Raw genomic sequence first — 21,649 nt, forward strand, 5'->3', positions numbered from 1 at the left:
CGCCCGGGCCTCCCCGGGACGGCTCGGCCGATCGGCGACGCCGGACGAGCGAGCCGCCGGACGACGCCCGCGAAGTGTGACCTGGACCACATGGCGGGTCACTGTAGGGGGACCACGGGTCGCGACGCCCCGTTGCGGCCGCGACCGTGATCTAGAGGTGATGTGGCGACGCCCGTCCGGGTGTCATGTCGCCGTCGGGGGGGTGCGGACGGCCGGGAGGCAACCGGCCAGAACGCCTCAGGCGGCGCTGCCCGCTCCGGGCTCGACCTGCTCGACGGCCAGCAGCTCCCACAGGCCGGTGATCTGCAGCGGGCGCATGACGGCCCGGTTCGAGGCCAGCACGCGCAGCCGGACGCCGGCCTCGTCGGCGCGGCGGTGGGCGCCGGCGAGCACGCACAGGCCGGCGGAGTCCAGGAAGGTCACGGCGTCGAGGTCGATGGTGATCTCGTGGGCGCCCGCGGCGAAGGCCTCGTCGACGGACGCGCGCAGGGACGGAGCGGAGGAGGAGTCGACCTCACCGGCGACGGTGACGCGGACGGCGGAGGTGGTGGTGGCCACCTCGATCGACACGAGCTGGTCGCCTGGCGGGAGTTGGGTAGCGGTCACGGTACGCCTCTCGAAGAGAGCGAACCCGAACGAGGCCCCCGGCGGTCCGGGGTGCGGCGCGGAGTCCGGCACTGATGCGACGGCTGACTGTTGAACCGCTTGCCTCTGACGGTAGGGACCCAGCCGCCGGGAAGCAAGGCCCCACCGACCCGGCGGCCACGTTCTGCTCGCGACCGCACACGTTCAGCGACCTGGGGATACTGGGGACGTGTCCATGCGGCTGATGGTGTGGGGCGGGGTCTGGCTGGCCGTCACGATCGCGGCCTTCCTGCTGCTGGATCCGATCCTCGCCGCCTTCATCGGGATCCTCGGCCTGTGCGTGTGGGGCGTGGCCCTGCTGGCCTCCGACTGGGACCGGCACCCCTCCTTCGAACAGCGGGAGCTGGCCCGTTCCCGCCGCCGTGCCGCCCACTGGGAGAAGACCAAGGACGCGCGGGCCCGTGACCGCGCCCGCTGGGAGGCCCACCAGCAGCGCAAGGCCGGGCGCCGGGAGAGCTGAGGTCCAGCCCCCCGGCCGGCGTCCCGGAAAACCGGTCGACGCGGCGGGACGCCGTGCCTACGGTCGTCCCCATGCGGTCCTGAGTGCGCCTGTCGAGCGATCCCTCCCGCGGGTCGAGCTCCTGCTCCCCGCCGTCCGCGCCCCGGCACCGACCGGGCGCCCCCGTGCCCTCTCTCCCGGCTGCCCGCAGCCCTGCCCTCCTCCTGGAGGTCGGCCATGTCACGCCCACACCGCCCGCTCGACGGCGCACCGGCCGCCGCCCGCGCCGCCCTGCCCGAGACCGAGGCGGGCGCCTTCGACCGCCTGGCGCACGCCGTCCTCGCCAAGCCCACCGCGGCGCTCGGCGCGGTGCTGCGCTCGCAGCTGCCCGGCACCGAGGGGGTCCGCTGGCTGCGCTCGGCGGGCCTGCCGGCCACCGCCCGTGCGGTCGACCTCACCGCCGACCAGTGGTCGTCGCTGTACCGCTGCTGGGCCGGCGCCGCCGCCGTCCGGACGACCGGCGTCCCGGGAGGCCGCACCGGGCGACCGTCGACGCACGGCCACGCCCCCGGCGCACTGGCGATCCCGCGCTGGGGCAGCTGAGCAGGACCCGCTACCGAGGGAGGCGCTGTCGGCCCAGGGGCCGACAGCGTCCTCGGCGGCTAGGGGCCGAGAGCGTCCTCGGCGGCGAGCTCGCCGGCCCGGCCGGGGCCGGCGAACGCCTCGGCCAGCGCCTGGCGCAGCGGCCAGGCCCCCGCCCGCCAGGCCAGCGCACGGCCGAGCGCCGCGGGCGTGCCGTCGACGTGGTCGACGTCGTCCCCCGGCCACCAGGGCACCGGCCGCCCGCCGGCCCTCAGCGGCTCGTGGACGGCCACCTCCCCCTCCAGCCCCGCGACGCCGAGCCGGGCCGCGGCCAGCGCCGCTCCCGGGACCTCCGCCCACCGCAGCCGGCGCACCGGGCGGGTGCCCACGCGCACCCGCACCACCTCGGTGGCCAGCGGCAGGTCGAGCAGGTCGGCCACCGGTCCCGGCGCGCCGCCGGCCGGGACGAGGGCGCGGTCGACCAGGGGCAGCAACCAGGGGGCGTCGAGGACGACGGCCTCGTCGGCGGCCACCACGCGGTCCGGCGCGACCCGCACCCGGTCCGGCGGGTCGACGTCCACCCCGTCCAGCGCCCGGGCGAGCCGGGCGTGGACGGTGCGCAGCACCGCCGGCGCGACGGTGCGCCGCGGGTCGCCGAGCCGGTCGAGGAGGTCGAGCGCGCCGTCGACGTCGGCCAGCACGTCGGCCACGGTCGCCGGGGGCCGCAGCAGGTCGACCAGGGCCGGCTCGGCCCGCGCCGCTTCGTACAGTCCCTGGAGCTCGACGCTGCCGGGGTGCCGCAACCGGTCGGGCCGGGAACCGTCGAGCACCGGGTGCGTGGCCAGCCACCAGCGCAGGTGACCCGGCACCGCCACCCCGTCGAGCAGCACGTCCGCCCACGTCGCCGCGGGCAGCGCGGCCAGCAGCCGCAGCGCTCCCGGCCAGTCGACGACCAGCTCGAGGTCGCGGACGGCGGTCAGCGGAGGCCACCGCGGGGGCGGTCCGCCCGGCGGCAGCCGGTCCAGCACCGCGTCGGCCCACTCCTCGGCGCCGTCGACGTCGAGGTCGTCGGGGTCCTCGGCGGTGGTCAGCGCGAAGCCGTCCAGGACGCCGACGGCCCGCAGGACGGCGGGGTCGTGCGCGGCGGCGGTGGCGGCGTCGAGCGTGCCCAGTGAGCCCGCGGCGAGGACGGCGGCGAAGGGCGAGCCCGGCAGCACCAGTTCCCCGGCCGGCGCCCAGCCGCCGTCGGCGTCGGGCAGGGCCAGCTCGGCCAGCCACGGCAGCTCCCCCGGCGCGGTCCCGGCGGCCGCGACGAGGGCGAGCACCGCCGCCGCCAGGTCCTCGGGGTCGGCGCCGTCGTCCCAGCCGTCCTCCACCGCGTCCATCGACCCCTCGACCGCGGCGCGCACCTCCGGGTCGGCGAGCACGCCCGCCGCCGTCGCGGGCCGGGCACCGAGGCGCTCGAGCAGCCGCCGGGCCGCGGCGGGGGCGACGGCCGCGGGCTCGGCCACCCGCAGGCCGAGCGCTCCCAGCCGCTGCACCGGGAGGCCTTCGTCGGGCAGCAGCACCCCGGCCGGGCCGTGGGCGGTCCGGCCGTCGGTCAGCGGCACGGGCAGCGCGGCGAGCTCCTCGCGGTCTGCGCCCTCCAGGGCGGCGTAGAGCCGCGCCCACCAGTACGCCGGGCGGTCGACACCGCGCACCGCCTCCACCGCCTCGGCGGTGCCCACCCGCCGCACGCCCAGGGCGGCGAGGGCCGGGGCGTCGCCGCGCCGGGACCACCCCGCCGGCAGCAGGCCGGGCACCACGTCGGTGAGCGCCGCGACCCGCTCCTCGGTCGCCTCGGCCAGCACCCCGGCCCGGGCGGGCGGCTGGCGGTCGGCCTCGTGCCCGGCGACCGGCAGCCACGCGGTCGCGCGCAGCCGGTCCAGCGCGGCGGTGCCCAGCGCGGCGTCGAGCTCGGCCCCGGCGAGCCCGACGCGGGGCACCAGCGCGAGCACCGAGGCGTCGGCCGGGAGCGCCGTCAGCAGGCCCGCGTAGGCGTCGGCGGCGACGTCGACCAGCGCGTCGGTGACCGGGCCGGGCAGCACGTGCCGGCGGTCGGGGCCCAGCGGGAACGGCGCGAGCAGCCGGGCGGGCAGGGTGAGCGGCTCGTCGCTCGGGGTGGGTGCGTGCACGCGCTGCGGCAGGGGCAGCGGCACCGGGCGGCCGTCGTCGTCCAGCGGCACCGCCCAGGTCACGGTGTAGCCGCGCCGTGAGCGCGCCTCCACCGGCCGCTCGGCGAACAGCCCGGCGGGGAGCTCCCCGCTGCGCCGCTCCAGTCGCCAGGTCGTCGTCCGCGCGCCGTCGGTGAGGTCGGCCTCCGCGTCGCGGTGCGCGACGACGAGCGACCGGACCGCGCCGTCGAGGACCACGTCGACGGCCGCCAGCCCGGGCAGCGCCAGCAGCAGCTCGGCCTCGAGCTCCTCCAGGGCGGTGCGGACGGCGGTCCGCGTCCCCGCGCGCAGCGGCAGGACGACCTCGGTCGCGTACCCCTCCGGTGGGCCGCCCTCGGCCGGCCACGGCAGCCGCAGCACCGGCACCCCGCCCTCGCGGCGGGTCAGCTCGTCGGCCAGCGCGGGGACGGCGGCGACCTCGGCGCGGGTGCGCGCCGCGCTGAACCGGACCCCGCCGGTGGTGGAGAGCAGCGCCGGCTCGTCGCTGACCGCGAGGACCGCCGCGAAGCCGACCCCGTAGCGGCCGACGGTCGCCGCGTCGTCGCGCTTGGCCGAGGCGCGCAGCGAGGCGAGCCCCTGCACACCGGCGGCGTCCAGCGGCGCGCCGGTGTTGGCCCCCCGCAGGACCTCCGCCCCGGAGCGGTCGACGTCGAGCTCGAGCCGCAGCCGTCCCGGCACGCCGGCCCGGAGCGCCGCGTCGGCGGCGTTCTGGGCCAGCTCGACCAGCAGCCGGTCGCGGTACCCGCCGCGGACGAGGTCCTCCTCGGCGTTGGCGTCCTCCCGGAACCGGGCCGGTGAGTCGGTCCAGGCGGCGAGCACCCGTCGCCGCAGCTCCGCGGTCTCGAAGGGGTCGGACACGCCGGTCAGCATGGCAGCGGGGCATGGGACCGGCCTGCCGCTGGGTACCGCACCGGCCGTGAGCGAGATCGACGTCTCCCGGTATCGGTTGCAGGCACTCCCCGACGAGGACTCCGACGAGGACTGGGACGACGACGGCGAGCTCTTCGGCCCCGACGGGGAGCGGGTGGAGACCTGGCGCGAGGGCTACCCGTACGGCGAGAAGCTCCCGCGGCGGGAGTACGAGCGGGAGAAGCGCCGCCTGCAGATCCAGCTGCTGCGACTGCAGGGCTGGGTCAAGGACACCGGGCAGAAGCTCGTCGTCGTCTTCGAGGGCCGGGACGCCGCGGGCAAGGGCGGCACCATCAAGCGGTTCACCGAGCACCTCAACCCGCGCGGCGCGTCGGTGGTCGCGCTGGACAAGCCCTCGGAGCGCGAGCAGACCCAGTGGTACTTCCAGCGCTACATCCAGTACCTGCCGGCGGCCGGCGAGATCGTGCTGTTCGACCGCTCCTGGTACAACCGCGCCGGCGTCGAGCGGGTGATGGGCTACGCCAGCCAGCAGCAGTACGAGCAGTTCATGCGCCAGTGCCCGGAGTTCGAGCGGATGCTCGTCGACAGCGGCGTCCACCTGGTCAAGTTCTGGTTCTCGGTGTCCCGGCGCGAGCAGCGCACCCGGTTCATCGTCCGCGCCATCGACCCGGTGCGGCAGTGGAAGCTCTCCCCCACCGACCTCGCCTCGCTGGACAAGTGGGACGACTACACCTCCGCCAAGGAGGCGATGTTCGCCGCCACCGACACCGACGTCGCGCCGTGGACGGTCATCAAGAGCAACGACAAGAAGCGCGCGCGACTGGAGGCCATGCGGCACGTGCTGTCCCGGTTGGACTACGAGGGCAAGGACGCGTCCGTGGTCGGCACCCCCGACCCGAACATCGTCGTGGCGGCGGCCGACGTCCTGGAGTCCGACCGGGAGGCGCTGCGCCGCGAGGACCTCGTCCCGGCGCCGTGAGCCGGCCACGGGGAGGAACGCGAGGGCGCTGACCCGACCGGGCCGCGCCACCCAACGTTCGATCCTGCGAAACTTTCCCGCGCTTCTGGTTCGCAGCACGGAACGACAGCTACCGTCTCGCTCAGTTCCGGCGGCGCCTCCTCCAACGCGCCGCCACACCGCGAGAGGAGACGTCGTGCCCGCCCGGTTCCGTTCCGTCGCCGCGCTCAGCGCAGCGGCACTGCTCCTCGCCTCCTGCGGAGGGGACGACGAGTCCCCCTCCGCCTCCGGCGGCGAGGGCGGCCTCACCACGATCACCGTCGCCGACACCGCCGGCGCGCCGCTGAACTTCCTCACCTACGGCCAGCAGCAGGGCTACTTCGAGGACGCCGGCCTGGAGCTGGAGGTCTCTGCCTCCGCCGGCGGGGCCACCGTGATCCCGCAGCTGCTCGGCGGGGACCTGGACGTCGCCGGCTCCAACATCGTCTCCGTCCTCGTGGCGGCCGAGCAGGGGCTGCCGGTGCGCATGGTCGCCGGTGGCACCAGCACCTCGGAGGACCCGGAGCAGGACTTCTCCGCGCTCATGGTCGCGCCCGACAGCCCGGTCACCGACATCTCCCAGCTGGAGGGGCAGCGGATCGCGGTCAACACGCTGCGCAACATCAACGACGTCGTGGTCGGCGCGATGCTGGAGGACGCCGGGCTCGCCTCCGACAGCGTCGAGTTCGTCGAGCTGCCCTTCCCCGACATGGCCCCGGCCGTGCTCGGTGGTGACGTCGCCGCCGCCGTGGTCATCGAGCCCTTCGTCACCGCGGCCGAGCAGCAGGGCATGAAGATCGTCGGCCACCCGTACTCCGAGCTGCGACCCGGCCTGCAGATCGGCACCTACGTGATGAGCGCCCAGGCGGTGCAGGAGGACCCCGAGGTGGCCGAGGCCTTCCTCCAGGGCGTGCAGGCCACCGCTGACGCCATCCGGGAGGACCCGGAGTCGTTCCGCGCGGCGCTGCCGGAGATCAGCGACATCTCCCCCGAGCTGGCCTCCCAGGTGCGGATCAACACCTGGCAGGGCGGCACCGACCGGGAGTCGGTGGAGCTCATCCAGGACCGCATGGTCAGCTACGGCCTGATCGAGGCGCCGGTCGACCTGGACGAGGTCGTCGTCGGATGACCGAGCAGACCGTGCAGGACGTGCAGACCGTCCGGACGCAGGTCGCCGTCGTCGGCGGCGGGCCGGTCGGTACGGGGCTGGCCATCGCCCTCGGCCAGCGCGGGATCCGGTGCGCGGTCATCGAGCGCCGCCCGGAACCGCAGCCGGTGCCCAAGGGCCAGAACCTGACCCAGCGGACGATGGAGCACATGCGGGCCTGGGGGGTCGAGGACCGCGTCCGCGCGGGCCGGCGCATCCCCACCGAGTACGGCATCGGCGGCATGACCGCCTACGGCTCGCTGCTCGGCCCGTACGCCTACGACTGGCACCGCCGGGCGGCGGTCCGCCGGTTCTACGCGGCCGACAACGAGCGCCTCCCCCAGTACGCCACCGAGCGCGCGCTGCGCGAGCGCGTGGCCGAGGTGCCGGCCGTCTCCGTGCACTACGGCTACAAGGCCGAGGAGGTCACCCAGGACGCCGGGGCCGTCCGGGTCCGCGCCCGCGACGGGTCGGGGGCGGTGCTGGAGGTCGCGGCCGACTACGCGGTCGGCTGCGACGGCGCCCGGTCGCTGGTCCGCGAGGCGGCCGGCATCCCCCAGACCCGCAGCGACCACGACCAGCTCATGGTCCTGCTCGTCTTCCGCTCCCAGCAGCTCGACGGCCTGCTGGAGCGGTACCGGGGCCGGTCGTACTTCAACGTGCTCAACCCGGAGCTCGAGGGCTACTGGCAGTTTCTCGGGCGGGTCGACGCCCAGGAGACGTGGTTCTTCCACGCACCGGTCGACCGCGACGTCGTCGACGCCTCGACCGACTTCCGGCCCCTGCTGTACCGGACGGTCGGCACGGAGTTCGACGTCGAGTTCCAGCACGTCGGGTTCTGGGACCTGCGGTTCGCGCTGGCCGACTCCTACCGCGCGGGGCGGCTGTTCATCGCCGGCGACGCCGCGCACAGCCACCCGCCCTACGGCGGCTTCGGCATCAACACCGGGTTCGAGGACGCCGCCAATCTCGCCTGGAAGCTCGGCGCCACGCTGGAGGGCTGGGCGGGAGAGCGCCTGCTGGACTCCTACGACGCCGAGCGGCGGCCGGTCTTCGCCTCGACCCGGGACGACTTCATCGCCAAGTCCATCGAGGTCGACCGGGACTTCCTGGCCGCCCACGACCCCGCCAAGGACCTCGAGGACTTCGAGGCTGCCTGGAACGAGCGGGCGTCGGGCTCCCCCGAGGAGGTCGACGCGTTCGAGCCCCACTACGAGGGCTCGCCCGTCGTCGCCGGGGACGGTGGGGGGACCCCCAGCGCCCTGGGCCGGCACGAGACCCGGGCCCGTCCGGGGCACCACCTCGCCGCCCAGCCCGAGGGTGCCGACGTCGACCTGTTCGACCACCTGACCGGGAGCGGGTTCGTGCTCCTGCGCGCCGGCACGGGCGGCGACGAGCTGGTCGCGGCCGCGGAGCGCGCGGCGGTCCCGCTGCGGGTCGTGGGGGGTGGGGGGGCGGGGGGGGGGGCGGGGGGGGGGGGGGGGGGGGGGGGGGGGGGCGGGGGGGGGGGCGCGGGGGGCGGGGGGGGGCCGGCGGCGCCCCCCCCCGGGCCGCGTACGGGGCCGACCTGGTGCTGGTCCGTCCCGACCAGTACGTCGCCTGGGCCGGGGACCGGGTCGGGGACGCGGACGGCGTCCTGGCCACGGTCACCGGGCGCACCGCCGGCTGACCGGCATCGCGTCGAGCGACGAGAGGCCCCTGACCTGCCGGTCAGGGGCCTCTCTCGTGGCGCGGACGGGCGGTCAGACGAAGTGGCGCAGGACGATCGTCGCGACGCAGGCCGGCTTGGCCGCCCCCTCGACCTCGAAGGTGGCGGTCTGCAGCGTCTGGATGACGCCCTCGGCGACGTCGGTCACCGAGTCGATGGTCGCCTTGGCCCGCAGCTTGGCGCCGACCGGCACCGGCGAGGGGAAGCGGACCTTCTCGGTGCCGTAGTTCACGGTCAGCTTGAAGCCGGTGTACTCCATCAGCTCCGGCGCGAAGCGCGGCCACAGCGACAGGGTCAGGTAGCCGTGGGCGATCGGGCCGCCGAAGGGGCTCTCGGTCTTCGCCCGCTCGACGTCGACGTGGATCCACTGGTGGTCGCCGGTGGCGTCGGCGAACTGGTTGACCATCTCCTGGGTGATCTCCACCCAGTCGGTGGGGCCGAGCTCCTTGCCGACCAGGCTCTTGACGCCCTCGACGCCGTCGACGGTGATGGGGGTGGCCATGGGGTTCTCCTCTTCTCCGGAATACTCGTGGTTCTCCGGACTACTCGTGGTTCTCCGGACTAGTGGTGGGACTCGGCCACGTGCCGGGCCCAGGACAGGTCTGCCTTGCCCGAGGGGCTGCGCTTCAACTCGTCGACGACGACCAGCTCGCGCGGCCGCTTGTGGTCGGCCAGCTGCGCGCCCACGAAGTCCCGGGCCTCCTCGTCGGTGAGGTGCGCGCCGGGCTGCAGGGCGACGACGGCGACGATCCGCGACCCCCACCGGGGATCGGGCGCGCCGACCACCATGGCGTCGCGGACGGCCGGGTGGGTGAGCAGCAACTGCTCGACCTCCTCGGCGAACACCTTCTCGCCGCCGGTGTTGATCACCCGGCTGCCGCGGCCGTGGAAGACGACGGTGCCGTCGGCCTCCAGGCTGGCCATGTCGCCGGGGACGACCCACCGCGTCCCGCCGATCTCGCGGAAGGTCCCCGCGGTGGCCGCGTCGTCCCCCTGGTAGCGGATGTGCTCGTCGACCGGTGCGGCCAGCATCCCGATCTCCCCGGATCCCGGTTCGACCGGCCGGCCCGCGTCGTCGATGACCCGCGCACCCGGGAACAGCCGGAAGCGCGCGGTCTCGGCGGGGTCGCCGCGGCGGGTCTCCTGCACGGCGTAGGGCCCGCCCTCCGAGGAGGCCACCAGGTCCCGGCACACCATGTCGGCGTGCCGCAACAGCCGCTGCTTGACGTCCGCGCTCCAGGTCACGCCGACGCTGATCATCCGCTCGAGGCTGGACAGGTCGTAGGGGCGGCCGGCCGCCTCGGCGGCGTCCAGCGCGTCGGCCAGCGGCCGGGCGAAGACGTCGCCGACGATCGACACGGTGTCCACCCGCTCCCGCTGCACCGTGGCCGCCAGCTCGTCCGGGTCGTAGGACCGCGACGGGAGGTAGACCACGCGGCCGCCGGCCAGCAGCGCGCCGAAGGTGGTGTACATGCCGGTCGCGTGCATCAGCGGCGGCGCCGGCAGGCAGACCATCGCGTCGCGGTCCAGGCCCAGGCGCTCCAGCGTGGCCCGCAGCTCGTCGAGCGTCGTCGGGAACGGCTCCCCGAGCAGCAGGAACCCGTTGGCGCTGCAGGTGGTGAACAGCCCCGAGTGCCGGGAGAGCACGCCCTTGGGCCGTCCGGTCGTGCCGCCGGTGTACATCAGCCACAGGTCGTTGCCGCGCTCGGTGCGGGGCGCGGGCTCGGCGTCGGCCACCGCCCGCTCGTAGTCGGCAGCCCACTCCGGCACGTCGTCCGGCCCGCCGACCTGCGCCCCGCCCACCTGCACCCCGCCCACCTGCACGAGGGCCCGCAGCCGCGGCAGTGCCGGTCGGGCCTCGCCGAACCGCTCGGCCAGGGAGGCGTCGAAGAGCACCGCCTCGGCCTGCGCGTCCTCCAGCAGGGCGACGATCTCGTTGCGCCGGTACCGGTAGTTCACGTTCAGCGGCACGGCACGGAGCTTGAGGATCGCGTAGACGCTCTCCAGGTACTCGATGCCGTTGTAGAGCGCGACGGCGACCCGGGACTCCGGGCCGATCCCCTGGGCGGCGAGGTGTCCGGCGAGGCGGGCGGCCCGCTCGTCGAGCTCGGCCCAGGTGCGGGTGCGCTCCCCGTGACTGACCGCCAGCCGGTCGCGGCGGAGGTCCCCGACCGCCTCCAGGACGGTCGCGAAGCTCTCGTTCACGCCCCGGACCCGCTCAGGCCGAACAGCCGCGCGGCGTTGTCCTTGAGGATCTTCGGCCGCACCTCGTCCTTGATCGCGATGCCGTCGAAGTCCTTCATCCACCGGTCGGGGGTGATGACCGGGAAGTCCGACCCGAAGAGCACCTTGTCCTTCAGCAGCGAGTTGGCGTACTGCACCAGCTGCGGCGGGAAGTACTTCGGCGACCAGCCCGACAGGTCGATGTGGACCTGGGGCTTGTGCGTGGCCACCGACAGGGCCTCGTCCTGCCAGGGGAAGGACGGGTGGGCCAGGATGATCTTCATGTCGGGGAAGTCCACGGCGACGTCGTCGACGTGCATCGGGTTGGAGTACTTGAGCCGGATGCCGCCACCGGCCCGCTGACCGGCGCCCACGCCGGTCTGGCCGGTGTGGAACAGCGCGACCAGGCCGTGCTCGGCGATGACCTCGTAGAGCGGGTAGGCCAGCCGGTCGTTCGGGAAGAACGCCTGGGTGTTCGGGTGGAACTTGAAGCCCTGCACCCCGTACTCGGTCACCAGCTTCCGGGCCGCCCGGACGCCGGCCGCGCCGCGGGCCGGGTCGATGCTGGCGAACGGGATGACCACGTCGCTGTGCTCGGCGGCGAGCTCGGCGACCTCCTCGTTGGTGGGTACCGGGTCCTCGCCGGTCTGCGAGACGCTGTCGACGCCGAAGACGACCGCGGCCATCCTGCGCTCGCGGTAGTACTCGGCCACCTCCGGCAGCGAGTACTGCGGCATCGTGCCGATGCCGAAGTACTGCCCCATGTCCTCGGCGTCGGAGGTGTACGCGGCGCCGTGGACCGACTTGTGCACGTGGGTGTGCACGTCGATGGCGACGACCTCGTCGAAGTTGATGGCCACGCCGGCGGTCACTTCCCCTCGGGGACGCCGGGGATCGTGTCCGGCTTGAACGCCTGCAGGTGCGGCTGGAACTGGGTCGGGAACGCCGCGGCGATCGCGTCGGCGTCCCAGCCGCCCTCGCGCACCTCGACGGCGACCTCGGTGGGGTGCGACCAGATCGCGATGCGGTCGCCGCCGATGCCGATGGCCTGGCCGGTGATGCCGGCGGCCTCGTCGGAGGCGAGGAAGACCACCAGGCCGGCGACGTCGTCGGGGGTGCCCAGGCCGCTGGCGCGGACCTCGGCGGGGATCGGCTCGCCGCGGTCGACCTTCTCGACCAGCTCGGCCATGGCGGGGATGGTGGCAACCATCCGGGTCAGCGCGACCGGGATGACGGCGTTGACCGTGCTGCCGCTGCGCTCGAGCTCGGCGGCCCAGGTGCGGACCAGGCCGACGATGCCGGCCTTGGAGGCGGTGTAGCCGGTCTGCCCGAAGCTGGCCCGCTGGCCGGCCGGGGAGCCGATGAGGATGAGCCGGCCGTTCCCGCCCTGCTCCTTGAACTGCCGCGCGGCGGCACGGCCGCAGGTGAACGTGCCGCGCAGGTGGGTCTCGACGACGACGTCGAAGTCGGCGTCCTCCATCTTGAGCAGCGAACGGTCCCGCAGCACGCCGGCGTTGGTCACCATGACGTCGAGCCGGCCGAACTCCCCGACCGCCTTGGCGACGATCGCGTCGGCCGCCTCGGTGGAGCCGATGGCCGAGCCCTCGGCGACCGCGGTGCCACCAGCGGCCTGGATGGCCCGCACGGTCTCCTCGGCGAGCTCCACGTCGAGGTCGTTGACCACGACGGCGGCGCCGGCCGCGGCGAGGGCCTTGGCGTAGGCCTGGCCGAGGCCACGACCGGCCCCGGTGACGACGGCGACCTTGCCGTTCAGCTGCATGGGAGTCCTCTCGACGCGTTCGGGGGCGGGGTGGAGGTGGCGCGCACCACGTCGGCCCGCTGCCTGCGAAGTTATTCACTTTCGTGTCGGACGTCAACGCACGTGCGTCAACGACCGCGGAGTTCCCAGCCGCCGCCCCGGGTCAGCGCGGCGGGTCGCCGGCCGGGTCGAGCCGCTCGACGAGCTCCACGGCCAGCGCTGCGGCGCCGGCCTCGTACCGGGCGCGCAGCCGCAGGGCCACGTGCTCGGCGCGGACGGCCGGCCAGTCGGCCGGCAGGTACTCGATGGGCAGCCCCGGGTCAGAGCGGGCCAGCAGGGTCCACTCCCCGTGCAGCCACAGCTGGCGGGCGAGGTCGTCGGTCGCCCCGGGCAGCGGGTCGGGCCGGTCCCACCGCTCGAGGAAGTGCTGGTAGCCGCGGGCGATGCCGGCGACGTCCCAGGCGTCGTCGATGAGGTCGGCCACCTGGCTCGGCGCGGCCACCTGCGCCCGGAACACCTTGAGGGAGTCCAGGACGTCGACCTTCTTCAGCAGGCCCTCGACGTCGACCTGCCGGGGAGCGACCCACAGCCCGTTCTGCAGCGGGCCGAACCCGGCCCACTGCAGCCGGGAGCGCAGCAGGTGCCGGTCGGCCCGCCGGCTCTCCGGCAGCGAGAAGCCCAGCAGCGTCCACTGACCGTCCCACGTGCGGTTGACCGGCGACCGCCAGGCCCGCTCGCCGCCCTCGGCGAGCTCCGCCCGCGCGGCCGGGGACGGCGACAGGAGCAGGCGCTTGCCCCGCCGGTGCCCCTCCAGGGTCCCGCGGCGGAGCATCCGGCTGACCGTCGACCGTGCGGCGTGCTCCCCCACGCCCATCCGCACCAGCACGTCGACCAGCCCGGCCGTCGGGACCGCGGCACCCGGGGCGGTCAGCTGGACGCCGCAGAACACGAGCACGTGGGTCTGCGGGCGCACGTGCGGCGGACCGGCCGTGTCGCCCCCGCTCGCGAGGTCGTCGGCCGCCTCCGCCAGCAGGCCGCCGTCCGGAGCCGGGACCGTGGCCGTCACGGCCGCGCACTCCCCGCCGGCGGCGCGGTCGAACCCGTCATGGCCACGTCCTCCCGTCCGGTCGACGCGGGGAGTCGTCCCCTCCCCGGTGCACCTGGCCCGGAGCGGCGCCCGCCACCCTCCCGGCCCGGAGATCACGATACGCAGATCAGTGACGAGCGCCAGGGACCTGCCTCTGTGGAGGCGGGTGGCACTACCGGTCGGTAACCTGCGGTGCCATGACGCTCGCGGAGCACGAGGACGCCGTCCCGGCCGGGGGCGGTCCGGCCCCCACCTTCGAGTCCACCGACCCCGCGTCCGGCGCGGTCGTCGGCGTGTTCCCCGTGCAGGACGCCGGCGACGTCCGGGCCGCGGTCGAGCGGGCCCGCACCGCCGCCGACGGGTGGGCGGCCCTCGGCTTCGACGGCCGCCGGCAGCGGCTGGCCGCCTACCGCGGCCACCTCGCCCGGCGCCTGCACGAGCTGGCCGACCTGGTGCACCGGGAGAACGGCAAGCCGCACGCCGACGCGATCCTCGAGATCAGCCTCGCGATCGACCACCTGGCCTGGGCCGGCGCACACGCCCGCAAGGTCCTCGGCCCGCGGCGGGTGAACCCCGGCCTGCTGGCCGCCAACCACGCCGCGTACCTGGAGTACCAGCCGCTCGGGGTCGTCGGCGTCATCGGCCCGTGGAACTACCCGGTGTTCACGCCGATGGGCTCTATCGCCTACGCGCTCGCGGCCGGCAACGCCGTCGTCTTCAAGCCCTCGGAGCACACCCCCGCGGTGGGCACGTGGCTGACCGACGCGTGGCGGGCGGCCGTGCCCGACGCCCCCGACGCCCTGCAGGTCGTCACCGGGTACGGGGAGACCGGCGCGGCGCTGTGCCGGGCGGGCGTGGGCAAGCTGGCCTTCACCGGGTCGGCCCCCACCGGGCGCAGGGTGATGGGCGCCTGCGCCGAGACCCTCACCCCGGTGCTCATGGAGCTCGGCGGCAAGGACGCCATGATCGTCGACGACGACGCCGACGTGGCCGCCGCCGCCGACGCCGCGGTCTGGGGGGCGATGAGCAACGCCGGGCAGACCTGCATCGGCATCGAGCGGGTCTACGCCACCGAGCGGGTCTACGACGCCTTCGTCGCGGAGGTGACCGAGAAGGTGCGCGGCCTGCGCCCGGGCTCGGACGACGACGCCGCCTACGGGCCCATGACCATGCCCGCGCAGACCGACGTGGTGCGCCGGCACCTCGACGACGCCGTCGCCGCCGGTGGGCGGGTGCTGGCCGGCGGCACCGTCGAGGGCCGGTACGTGGCGCCGACGGTGCTGCTCGACGTCCCCGAGAGCTCGGCCGCGGTGCGCGAGGAGACGTTCGGCCCGACGCTCACCGTCACGCGGGTGCGCGACGCCGAGGAGGCCCTGGCGCGCACCAACGCCAACCCGCACGGCCTGGCCGGCGCGGTGTTCTCCCGCTCGAAGGCGCGGGCGATGGACCTGGCCCGCCGCATGCGCAGCGGGATGACGTCGGTGAACTCGGTGCTCACCTTCGCCTCGGTGCCCGCGCTGCCCTTCGGCGGTGTCGGCGAGAGCGGCTTCGGCCGCATCCACGGCGAGGACGGGCTCAAGGAGTTCACCCGGGCCAAGGCGATCACCCGGCAGCGGGTGCCGCTCCCCGTCAACCTGATGAGCTTCGGCCGCCCCGCCGCGGCCGCCGACGCGCTCGCCCGGGTCATGGGCCTGGTCCACGGGCGCCACCGGTGAGCCCGCTTGACGCGGCCGAGGAGTACGACGTCGTCGTCGTCGGCGCGGGCTCGGCCGGCTGCGCGCTGGCCGGGCGGCTGACGGAGGACCCGTCGCGGCGGGTGCTGCTGCTGGAGGCCGGGGGCTGCGACGACGCGCTGGAGGTGCGGATCCCGGCGGCGCTGTACAAGAACTGGCGCACCCGGCGGGACTGGAACTACACCACCGAGCCACAGCCGGGCCTGGGCGGGCGGCGGCTGTTCTGGCCGCGCGGCAGGCTGGTCGGCGGGTCCTCGTCGATCAACGCGATGATCTACATGCGGGGCGCGGCTGCCGACTACGACGAGTGGGCGGAGCTGACCGGCGACCCGTCGTGGTCCTTCGAGCACGTGCTGCCGCTGTTCCGCCGGATGGAGGACAACGCGCGCGGCGCCGACCGCTTCCACGGCGCCGGCGGGCCGCTGCGGGTCGAGGACCCCCGCTCGCCGCACCCCTGGTCGCGGGCCGCCGTCCAGGCCGCGGTCGCCGCCGGGTACCCCCGCAACGACGACTTCAACGGCGCCACCCAGGAGGGCGCGGGCCTCTACCAGCTCACCCAGCGGCGCGGCCGGCGCTGGTCGGCGGCCGACGCCTACCTGCACCCGGCGGCCGGCCGGCCCAACCTCACGGTGCGGACCGGAGCGCTCACCACGCGGGTGCTCGTCTCCCGCGGGCGAGCCACCGGCGTCGAGTACCGCTCCGGCGGGCGGACGCACACCGCGTACGCCGCCGCGGAGGTCATGCTCGCCGGCGGGGCGGTCAACTCCCCGCAGCTGCTGATGCTCTCGGGCATCGGCCCCGGTGCACACCTGCGCGAGGTCGGCGTCGACGTCGTCCAGGACCTGCCCGGCGTGGGTACCGGGCTGCAGGACCACCCGCTGGTGCCGACGGTGTGGCACACCCGCTCGGGCAGGTCGCTGGTCCACGCCGAGTCGCCGTCGGGGTACGCGCGGTGGTTCGGCGCCCGGCGGGGCCCCCTGACGTCGAACCTGGCCGAGGCGGGGCTGTTCACCGGCTCCCGGCCGGGGCTGCCCGCGCCGGACCTGCAGTTCCACTTCCTCCCGGTCAAGTACTGGCGGCAGGCGGAGGTCGACCCCGACGTCGACGCCTTCACCGCCGCGGCCGTGCTGGTCCGGGTGCACTCGCGGGGCTCGGTGCGGCTGCGGTCGGCCGACCCGACGTGGGCGCCGGCGATCGACCCCGGCTACCTGACCGACGAGCGGGACCTGGACGCGCTCGTCTGCGGGGTCGAGAAGACCCGCGAGATCGCCGCGACCGCCCCGTTGTCCGCCGTCCTCGGGGCGGAGTGGTCCCCGGGCGGCACCGTGCAGACCCCCGGCGCGCTGCGCCGGGCGGTCCGCGACACGCTGGAGTCGCTCTACCACCCGGCCTCCTCCTGCCGCATGGGCACCGACGAGGGCGCGGTCGTGGACCCTCAGCTGCGGGTGCACGGCCTCGACGGGCTCCGGGTGGCCGACGCCTCGGTGCTCCCGACGCTCGTGCGGGGGAACACCAACGGCCCGACGATCATGGTCGCCGAGCGTGCCGCCGACCTGGTCACGGGCCGCAGCGTGGACCCCGCCCTCGTCGGCACCGCCTGACCCGTCGGGGAGGGCGGTCCCTACCGCGGCAGGGACCGCCGACCCTGCCCCGGGCGGCCCCGCGGTGCTGCGATGACCGTGCCCGGAGAACGGCGCGCCCGGTGGAGGCGCTCACCTCGGCGGCCTCCCCCGCACGCTGCCGGGCGACGGCTCGCGACGAGGGAGGACTGCCATGACCGCCACCGCGACCACCCCGACCGCCGAGGGCACGACCTACACCCTCGAGGGGCGCCTCCTGGAGGTGTGCACGTGTGACGCCATCTGTCCCTGCTGGGTCGGTGAGGACCCCGACGGGGGCGTCTGCGACTCCGCGCTGGCCTGGTACATCGACTCGGGCACGGTGCGCGGGGTCGACGTCTCCGACCGGGCGCTGGCCTCGGTCACCCACATCCCCGGCAACGTGCTGGCCGGGAACTGGCGCGTCGCGCTCTACGTGGACGACCGCTGCACCGAGGAGCAGGAGAAGGCGCTGCTCGACGTGTTCACCGGGCAGCTCGGCGGCCCGATCGCCGACCTCGCCGCACTGATCGGCGAGGTGGTCTCCGTGCAGCGGGCACCCCTGACGTTCACCGTCGAGGAGGGCGCCGGGACGCTCCGGGTCGGGGACGTCGTGGAGGCCCAGCTGTCCCCCTTCCAGGGCGCCACCGGCCGGACGACCACGTTGACCGAGACGGTGTTCAGCACGATCCCCGGCTCCCCCGCCTGGCCCGGCAAGGCCACGGTCTACCGGCAGGCAGGGCGGATGCTGGGCCGCCCCGACATCGACATCTCCGGCAAGAACGCCCTCCAGGGCCACTTCCGCTTCTCCGGCTGAGCGGCCGGCGTGACGACGGCGTCCCGGGCGGCGCCCGCGGCGCGCCTCCCGCGCGACCCCGCGCCCCTCCTGTGGGGCGTCGCCGGCGGGTGCTGGGCGGGCACCTTCGCGCTGGTGCTCACCGGGGCGGCCGGGCACGGCCACGCGCCGGCCGCCGACGGCTCGCCGTGGGCGGTGCAGGCGGCCGTGTTCCTGGCCGCCTGGACGGTGATGATCGGCGCGATGATGCTGCCCACGCTGGTGCCGCTCGCCCGCCTGTTCGCGGCGGTCAGCGCGCGCGGGCCGCGTCCCCGCACCGCCCGGGCCGGCCTCTACGCCGGCTACCTGGCCACCTGGACCGCCGTCGCACCGGTGGCGCTGGCCGCCGCCTGGGGGCTGGACCGGCTGGTCGGGGCCTGGCCGGCGCTCGCCGCCCGCGACGGGCTGGTCCTCGGCGGGGCGCTCCTCCTGGCCGGGGCCTACCAGTACAGCCGGTTCAAGGACGCCTGCCTGACCACCTGCCGGTCACCGGCGTCCTTCCTGTGGCAGTCCTACCGCCGCGGGTTCGGCGGCGCCGCCCGCCTCGGCGTCCGGGCCGGCCTGTGGTGCCTGGGCTGCTGCTGGGCGCTGATGCTCGTGCTGTTCGCCACCGGCGCCGGCAGCCTCGCGTGGATGCTCGCCCTCACCGCGGTGATGGTGGCGGAGAAGACCGCGCGGTGGGGAGCGCGGCTGGTCCGGCCGGTCGGGTTCGCCCTCCTGCTCTGCGGCGTCGCGGTCTGCTCCTCGGCGCTGTTCTCGCCCGCCGCGCCGCCGTGCCACCACGGGGTCTGTGCAGCGCCGCCGGTCGGGAGCATGCTCGGCAGCCCCGCCCGCTGACGCGATCAGGAGGAGCCATGGCCCGGACGCCGCAGGAGGTCTTCGAGCACCACGTGGAGGCGATCGGCGCCGGCGACGTCGACGCGATCGTCGCCGACTACGCCGAGGACGCCGTCCTCATCACCCCCGACGGCGTGACCCGTGGCCGGGACGGCATCCGGCAGGTCTTCACGTCGCTGCTCGGCGACCTGCCCGACGCGCACTGGGAGGTGCCCACCCGGATCTACGAGCGCGACGTGCTGTTCATCGAGTGGACGGCGGTCGCCGAGAAGGCCCGTGCCGAGGGCGTGGACACCTTCGTCTTCCAGGGCGACCTCATCCGGGTCCAGACCGTGCGGCTGACCCTCGAGCGCACCGGGTGAGATCCCGCCGGGATCAGGGGACCTGATCGTCGCGCGTCCTCCCCCACGGTCTGCGGGGAGGGAGGACGCGACACGATCAGGGACCCTGATCGTGGCCCGGCTGCCCGCGCCGTCCCGCGGCCCGTCAGCCGTGCGCCTGGCCGGCCGCGGCCTGGGTGGGCGAGGGCGGCAGCCCGACGTCGGACGCGGCCGGGCCGGCGCGGCGGATCGCGATCGACATCGCCGCGGCGGCCAGGCACAGCGCACCGGCCGCGAACCAGGCCAGGTCGTAGGAGCCGGTCACGTCGCGGACCACACCACCGCCGAACGCGGCGAACGCGGACCCCACCTGGTGCGAGGCGAACACCCAGCCGAACACCACCGGGGCCCGCGCGCCGAAGTGCTCGCGGCACAGCGCCAGGGTCGGCGGCACCGTGGCCACCCAGTCCAGGCCGTAGAAGACGATGAACGCGATCATGCTGACGTGCAGGTCCGGCCCGAAGAGGGTCGGCAGCAGGAACAGCGACATGCCGCGCAGGCCGTAGTAGGCCAGCAGCAGCACCCGCGGGTCGACCCGGTCGGTGAGCCAGCCCGAGAACACCGTGCCGGCGATGTCGAAGACGCCGACGACGGCCAGCAGGCCCGCCGCGGTCGTCACCGGCATCCCGTGGTCGTGCGCGGCCGGGATGAAGTGCGGCTGCACCAGCCCGTTGGTGGACAGCCCGCAGATGAAGAAGCCGCCCGCGAGCAGCCAGAACGGCCGGCTGCGCGCGCCCTCCACCAGGCCGCGCACGGCCGAGCGGGCCGCGCCGGTCCGCACCGGGGCCACGTCGTCGTCCGGCGTCCCGCCGTAGGGCGCCACACCGAGGTCCCGCGGCCGATCGCGCAGCAGCCACAGCACCAGCGGGACGACGGCCAGCGCCGCCGCCGTCGTCCCGAGCGACGCCGACCGCCAGCCCCAGGTCGCGTCGGCCCAGGCCACCAGCGGCAGGAACACCAGCTGGCCGGTCGCGCCGCCCGCGGTGAGGATCCCCGAGACCAGTCCGCGGCGGGCCACGAACCACCGGCCGGTCACCGTGGCCACCAGCGACAGCGCCATGGACCCGGTGCCGAGACCGACCAGGAACCCCCACAGCAGGACCAGCTGCCAGCTGGCGGTCATGAACACCGTCAGGCCGCTGCCGGTCGCGGTCAGCAGCAGGGCACCGACGACGACCCGGCGCACGCCGAAGCGCTCCATCAGCGCGGCGGCGAACGGCGCGGTGAGCCCGTAGAGCGCCATGTTGACCGCGACGGCGGCCGAGATGGTGGTCACCGACCAGCCGAACTCCGCCCGCAGCGGGTCGATGAGCACCCCCGGCACGGCCCGGAACGCCGCGGCGCCGACCAGCGCCAGGAACGTCACCGCCGCCACCCACCAGGCCGGGTGGATGCGGGTGGCGGTGGCCGGGCGGTGGTCGGTCGTCGTCACGGCGTCGAGCATGCCGACCGGCGCGGCGGACCGACAGTGGCCCGGAGGCCAACATGTGCAACGATCCGGCCATGTCGCCAGGCCCGAGTCCGGACCGCCACGAGGTCGCCGTCCTCGCGCTGCCGAACACGATCGCCTTCGAGCTGGGCCTCCCCCACCGGCTGCTGGAGTCCGCCGTGGACGGCGAGGACCGGCGGCTCTACCGGGTGCGGGTCGCCACGCTCGACGGCGGCCCGGTGCGCACCTCCGCCGGCTTCACCGTGCTGCCCGAGCACGACGCCTCGCTCCTGGCCACCGCGCAGACCGTCGTCGTCCCCGGGGTCCACGGCGGGACGGCGATGACCGACGGCACCCTTCCCGCCGACCTGGCCGAGGTGCTGCGCGCGGCGTCCGGCTCCGCCCGGATGCTGTCGATCTGCACCGGCGCCTTCGTCCTGGCCGCGGCGGGCCTGCTCGACGGCCGCCCGGCCACCACGCACTGGATGCACACGCAGGCCTTCCACCGGCTGTTCCCGTCGGTGCGCCTGGACCCGGGGGTGCTCTTCGTCGACGACGGCGACGTGCTGACCTCCGCGGGCAACGCGGCCGGGATCGACCTGCTGCTGCACCTGGTGCGCCGGGACCACGGCAGCGAGGTCGCCAACCGGGTCGCCCGGCGCAACGTCGTCGCCCCGTGGCGGGAGGGCGGCCAGTCGCAGTTCGTCGAGCGCCCGCTGCCCGAGGCCGGCGACGCGGGCACGGCCGCCACCCGCGCCTGGGCCACCGAACGCCTCGGCGATCCGCTGACGCTGGCCGACCTGGCCGCGCACGCCGGCATGAGCGTGCGCACGTTCACCCGCCGGTTCCGCGAGGAGACCGGGCTCTCGCCGCTGCGCTGGCTGGCCGGCCAGCGGCTGGCCCTCGCCCGGCAGCTGCTGGAGGCCACCGACGCGCCCATCGACCGGGTCGCCGCGGACGCCGGCTTCGGCACGCCCGCCTCGCTGCGCCAGCACCTGCGGGCCAGCATCGGCGTGGCCCCGGGGACCTACCGCCGCACCTACCGCGGCGCGGGTGTGACCGGAGACTCCCCCGCCTGACGGAACCGCGGCCCTCGGCGTCTGGTTGAGTACGACGTACCGGCGCCGCCCTCCGCTCATCCGGAGCTGCAGGACTCGACGTCGGCCC

19 protein-coding genes and 1 pseudogene are annotated in these 21,649 nt (G+C 75.5%); 12 read left to right on the top strand and 8 right to left on the bottom strand.

The window, feature by feature from the left end; translation table 11 throughout:
- Positions 1-237 precede the first annotated feature (237 nt).
- A complete protein-coding gene (locus ACI79C_RS09910; protein WP_456945477.1) occupies positions 238-606 on the bottom strand; it encodes an STAS domain-containing protein in 369 nt (122 codons plus the stop codon).
- Between the two features lie 208 nt (positions 607-814).
- Between ACI79C_RS09910 and ACI79C_RS09915 the strand changes: the two genes are divergently transcribed.
- Together ACI79C_RS09915 and ACI79C_RS09920 are read left to right on the top strand one after the other, a co-directional pair.
- Positions 815-1,105, top strand: a complete 291-nt coding sequence (locus tag ACI79C_RS09915; RefSeq protein WP_456945478.1) for a hypothetical protein — start codon at positions 815-817, stop codon at positions 1,103-1,105.
- Positions 1,106-1,321: 216 nt separating this feature from the next.
- Positions 1,322-1,687 (top strand): hypothetical protein, encoded by a 366-nt coding sequence (locus ACI79C_RS09920; protein ID WP_456945479.1) that lies wholly within the window; start codon positions 1,322-1,324, stop codon positions 1,685-1,687.
- Between the two features lie 59 nt (positions 1,688-1,746).
- Here ACI79C_RS09920 and ACI79C_RS09925 read toward each other — a convergent pair whose 3' ends face one another.
- A complete protein-coding gene (locus ACI79C_RS09925; RefSeq protein WP_456945480.1) occupies positions 1,747-4,737 on the bottom strand; it encodes a sacsin N-terminal ATP-binding-like domain-containing protein in 2,991 nt (996 codons plus the stop codon).
- 58 nt (positions 4,738-4,795) lie between these two features.
- Here ACI79C_RS09925 and ppk2 point away from each other — a divergent pair, with 58 nt between their 5' ends.
- From ppk2 to ACI79C_RS09945, 4 genes and pseudogenes are all read left to right on the top strand, one after another.
- Positions 4,796-5,728, top strand: coding sequence for a polyphosphate kinase 2 (gene ppk2 / locus ACI79C_RS09930; RefSeq protein WP_456945481.1), 933 nt, complete (start codon positions 4,796-4,798; stop codon positions 5,726-5,728).
- Between the two features lie 175 nt (positions 5,729-5,903).
- Positions 5,904-6,875, top strand: coding sequence for an ABC transporter substrate-binding protein (locus ACI79C_RS09935; RefSeq protein ID WP_456945482.1), 972 nt, complete (start codon positions 5,904-5,906; stop codon positions 6,873-6,875).
- Positions 6,872-7,891, top strand: a pseudogene (locus ACI79C_RS09940) (FAD-dependent monooxygenase); the annotation flags it as partial. The gene ACI79C_RS09935 and the pseudogene ACI79C_RS09940, both read left to right, overlap by 4 nt.
- 572 nt (positions 7,892-8,463) lie before the next feature.
- The gene (locus ACI79C_RS09945) at positions 8,464-8,562 is read left to right on the top strand and encodes an aromatic-ring hydroxylase C-terminal domain-containing protein (protein ID WP_456945612.1); all 99 of its coding nucleotides are present in this window, start codon (positions 8,464-8,466) and stop codon (positions 8,560-8,562) included.
- Between the two features lie 73 nt (positions 8,563-8,635).
- Here ACI79C_RS09945 and ACI79C_RS09950 read toward each other — a convergent pair whose 3' ends face one another.
- The 5 genes from ACI79C_RS09950 to ACI79C_RS09970 form a co-directional block, all read right to left on the bottom strand.
- Positions 8,636-9,103 (bottom strand): MaoC family dehydratase, encoded by a 468-nt coding sequence (locus tag ACI79C_RS09950; RefSeq protein ID WP_456945483.1) that lies wholly within the window; start codon positions 9,101-9,103, stop codon positions 8,636-8,638.
- A gap of 59 nt (positions 9,104-9,162) precedes the next feature.
- On the bottom strand, positions 9,163-10,806 hold the full coding sequence (locus tag ACI79C_RS09955; protein WP_456945484.1) for an AMP-binding protein: 1,644 nt from the start codon (positions 10,804-10,806) through the stop codon (positions 9,163-9,165).
- Positions 10,803-11,696 (bottom strand): amidohydrolase family protein, encoded by an 894-nt coding sequence (locus ACI79C_RS09960; protein WP_456945485.1) that lies wholly within the window; start codon positions 11,694-11,696, stop codon positions 10,803-10,805. Before ACI79C_RS09960 ends, ACI79C_RS09955 begins: the two co-directional genes overlap by 4 nt.
- On the bottom strand, positions 11,693-12,604 hold the full coding sequence (locus ACI79C_RS09965) for an SDR family NAD(P)-dependent oxidoreductase (protein WP_456945486.1): 912 nt from the start codon (positions 12,602-12,604) through the stop codon (positions 11,693-11,695). Before ACI79C_RS09965 ends, ACI79C_RS09960 begins: the two co-directional genes overlap by 4 nt.
- Positions 12,605-12,746: 142 nt before the next feature.
- A complete protein-coding gene (locus ACI79C_RS09970) occupies positions 12,747-13,649 on the bottom strand; it encodes a PaaX family transcriptional regulator (protein ID WP_456945487.1) in 903 nt (300 codons plus the stop codon).
- A gap of 218 nt (positions 13,650-13,867) precedes the next feature.
- On the opposite strand from ACI79C_RS09970, the gene ACI79C_RS09975 reads away from it, so the two are divergent.
- The 5 genes from ACI79C_RS09975 to ACI79C_RS09995 all read left to right on the top strand — a co-directional run bounded on the left by ACI79C_RS09975 (position 13,868) and on the right by ACI79C_RS09995 (position 19,035).
- The gene (locus ACI79C_RS09975; protein ID WP_456945488.1) at positions 13,868-15,385 is read left to right on the top strand and encodes an aldehyde dehydrogenase family protein; all 1,518 of its coding nucleotides are present in this window, start codon (positions 13,868-13,870) and stop codon (positions 15,383-15,385) included.
- Positions 15,382-17,004 (top strand): GMC family oxidoreductase, encoded by a 1,623-nt coding sequence (locus ACI79C_RS09980; protein ID WP_456945489.1) that lies wholly within the window; start codon positions 15,382-15,384, stop codon positions 17,002-17,004. The genes ACI79C_RS09975 and ACI79C_RS09980 overlap by 4 nt, the downstream gene beginning before the upstream one ends.
- 172 nt (positions 17,005-17,176) lie before the next feature.
- Positions 17,177-17,818, top strand: a complete 642-nt coding sequence (locus ACI79C_RS09985; protein WP_456945490.1) for a DUF1326 domain-containing protein — start codon at positions 17,177-17,179, stop codon at positions 17,816-17,818.
- A 9-nt stretch (positions 17,819-17,827) separates the two neighbouring features.
- Positions 17,828-18,673, top strand: coding sequence for a DUF2182 domain-containing protein (locus tag ACI79C_RS09990; RefSeq protein ID WP_456945491.1), 846 nt, complete (start codon positions 17,828-17,830; stop codon positions 18,671-18,673).
- A 17-nt stretch (positions 18,674-18,690) separates the two neighbouring features.
- Complete coding sequence (locus tag ACI79C_RS09995) at positions 18,691-19,035, top strand: nuclear transport factor 2 family protein (protein ID WP_456945492.1); 345 nt, start codon at positions 18,691-18,693, stop codon at positions 19,033-19,035.
- Between the two features lie 124 nt (positions 19,036-19,159).
- Here ACI79C_RS09995 and ACI79C_RS10000 read toward each other — a convergent pair whose 3' ends face one another.
- A complete protein-coding gene (locus ACI79C_RS10000; protein WP_456945493.1) occupies positions 19,160-20,485 on the bottom strand; it encodes an MFS transporter in 1,326 nt (441 codons plus the stop codon).
- 71 nt (positions 20,486-20,556) lie between these two features.
- Here ACI79C_RS10000 and ACI79C_RS10005 point away from each other — a divergent pair, with 71 nt between their 5' ends.
- Complete coding sequence (locus ACI79C_RS10005) at positions 20,557-21,561, top strand: GlxA family transcriptional regulator (RefSeq protein WP_456945494.1); 1,005 nt, start codon at positions 20,557-20,559, stop codon at positions 21,559-21,561.
- The last annotated feature ends 88 nt before the right edge of the window (positions 21,562-21,649 follow it).

The organism is Geodermatophilus sp. SYSU D00697 (assembly GCF_054050175.1).

What these genes read in the sequence shown, in the direction of transcription:
- ACI79C_RS09920 (WP_456945479.1), top strand. Translation starts at nt 1,322, where the DNA reads ATGTCACGCCCACACCGCCCGCTCGACGGCGCACCGGCCGCCGCCCGC.
- ACI79C_RS09950 (WP_456945483.1), bottom strand. Translation starts at nt 9,103, where the DNA reads ATGGCCACCCCCATCACCGTCGACGGCGTCGAGGGCGTCAAGAGCCTG.
- ACI79C_RS09965 (WP_456945486.1), bottom strand. Translation starts at nt 12,604, where the DNA reads ATGCAGCTGAACGGCAAGGTCGCCGTCGTCACCGGGGCCGGTCGTGGC.
- ACI79C_RS09975 (WP_456945488.1), top strand. Translation starts at nt 13,868, where the DNA reads ATGACGCTCGCGGAGCACGAGGACGCCGTCCCGGCCGGGGGCGGTCCG.
- ACI79C_RS09985 (WP_456945490.1), top strand. Translation starts at nt 17,177, where the DNA reads ATGACCGCCACCGCGACCACCCCGACCGCCGAGGGCACGACCTACACC.
- ACI79C_RS09995 (WP_456945492.1), top strand. Translation starts at nt 18,691, where the DNA reads ATGGCCCGGACGCCGCAGGAGGTCTTCGAGCACCACGTGGAGGCGATC.
- ACI79C_RS10005 (WP_456945494.1), top strand. Translation starts at nt 20,557, where the DNA reads ATGTCGCCAGGCCCGAGTCCGGACCGCCACGAGGTCGCCGTCCTCGCG.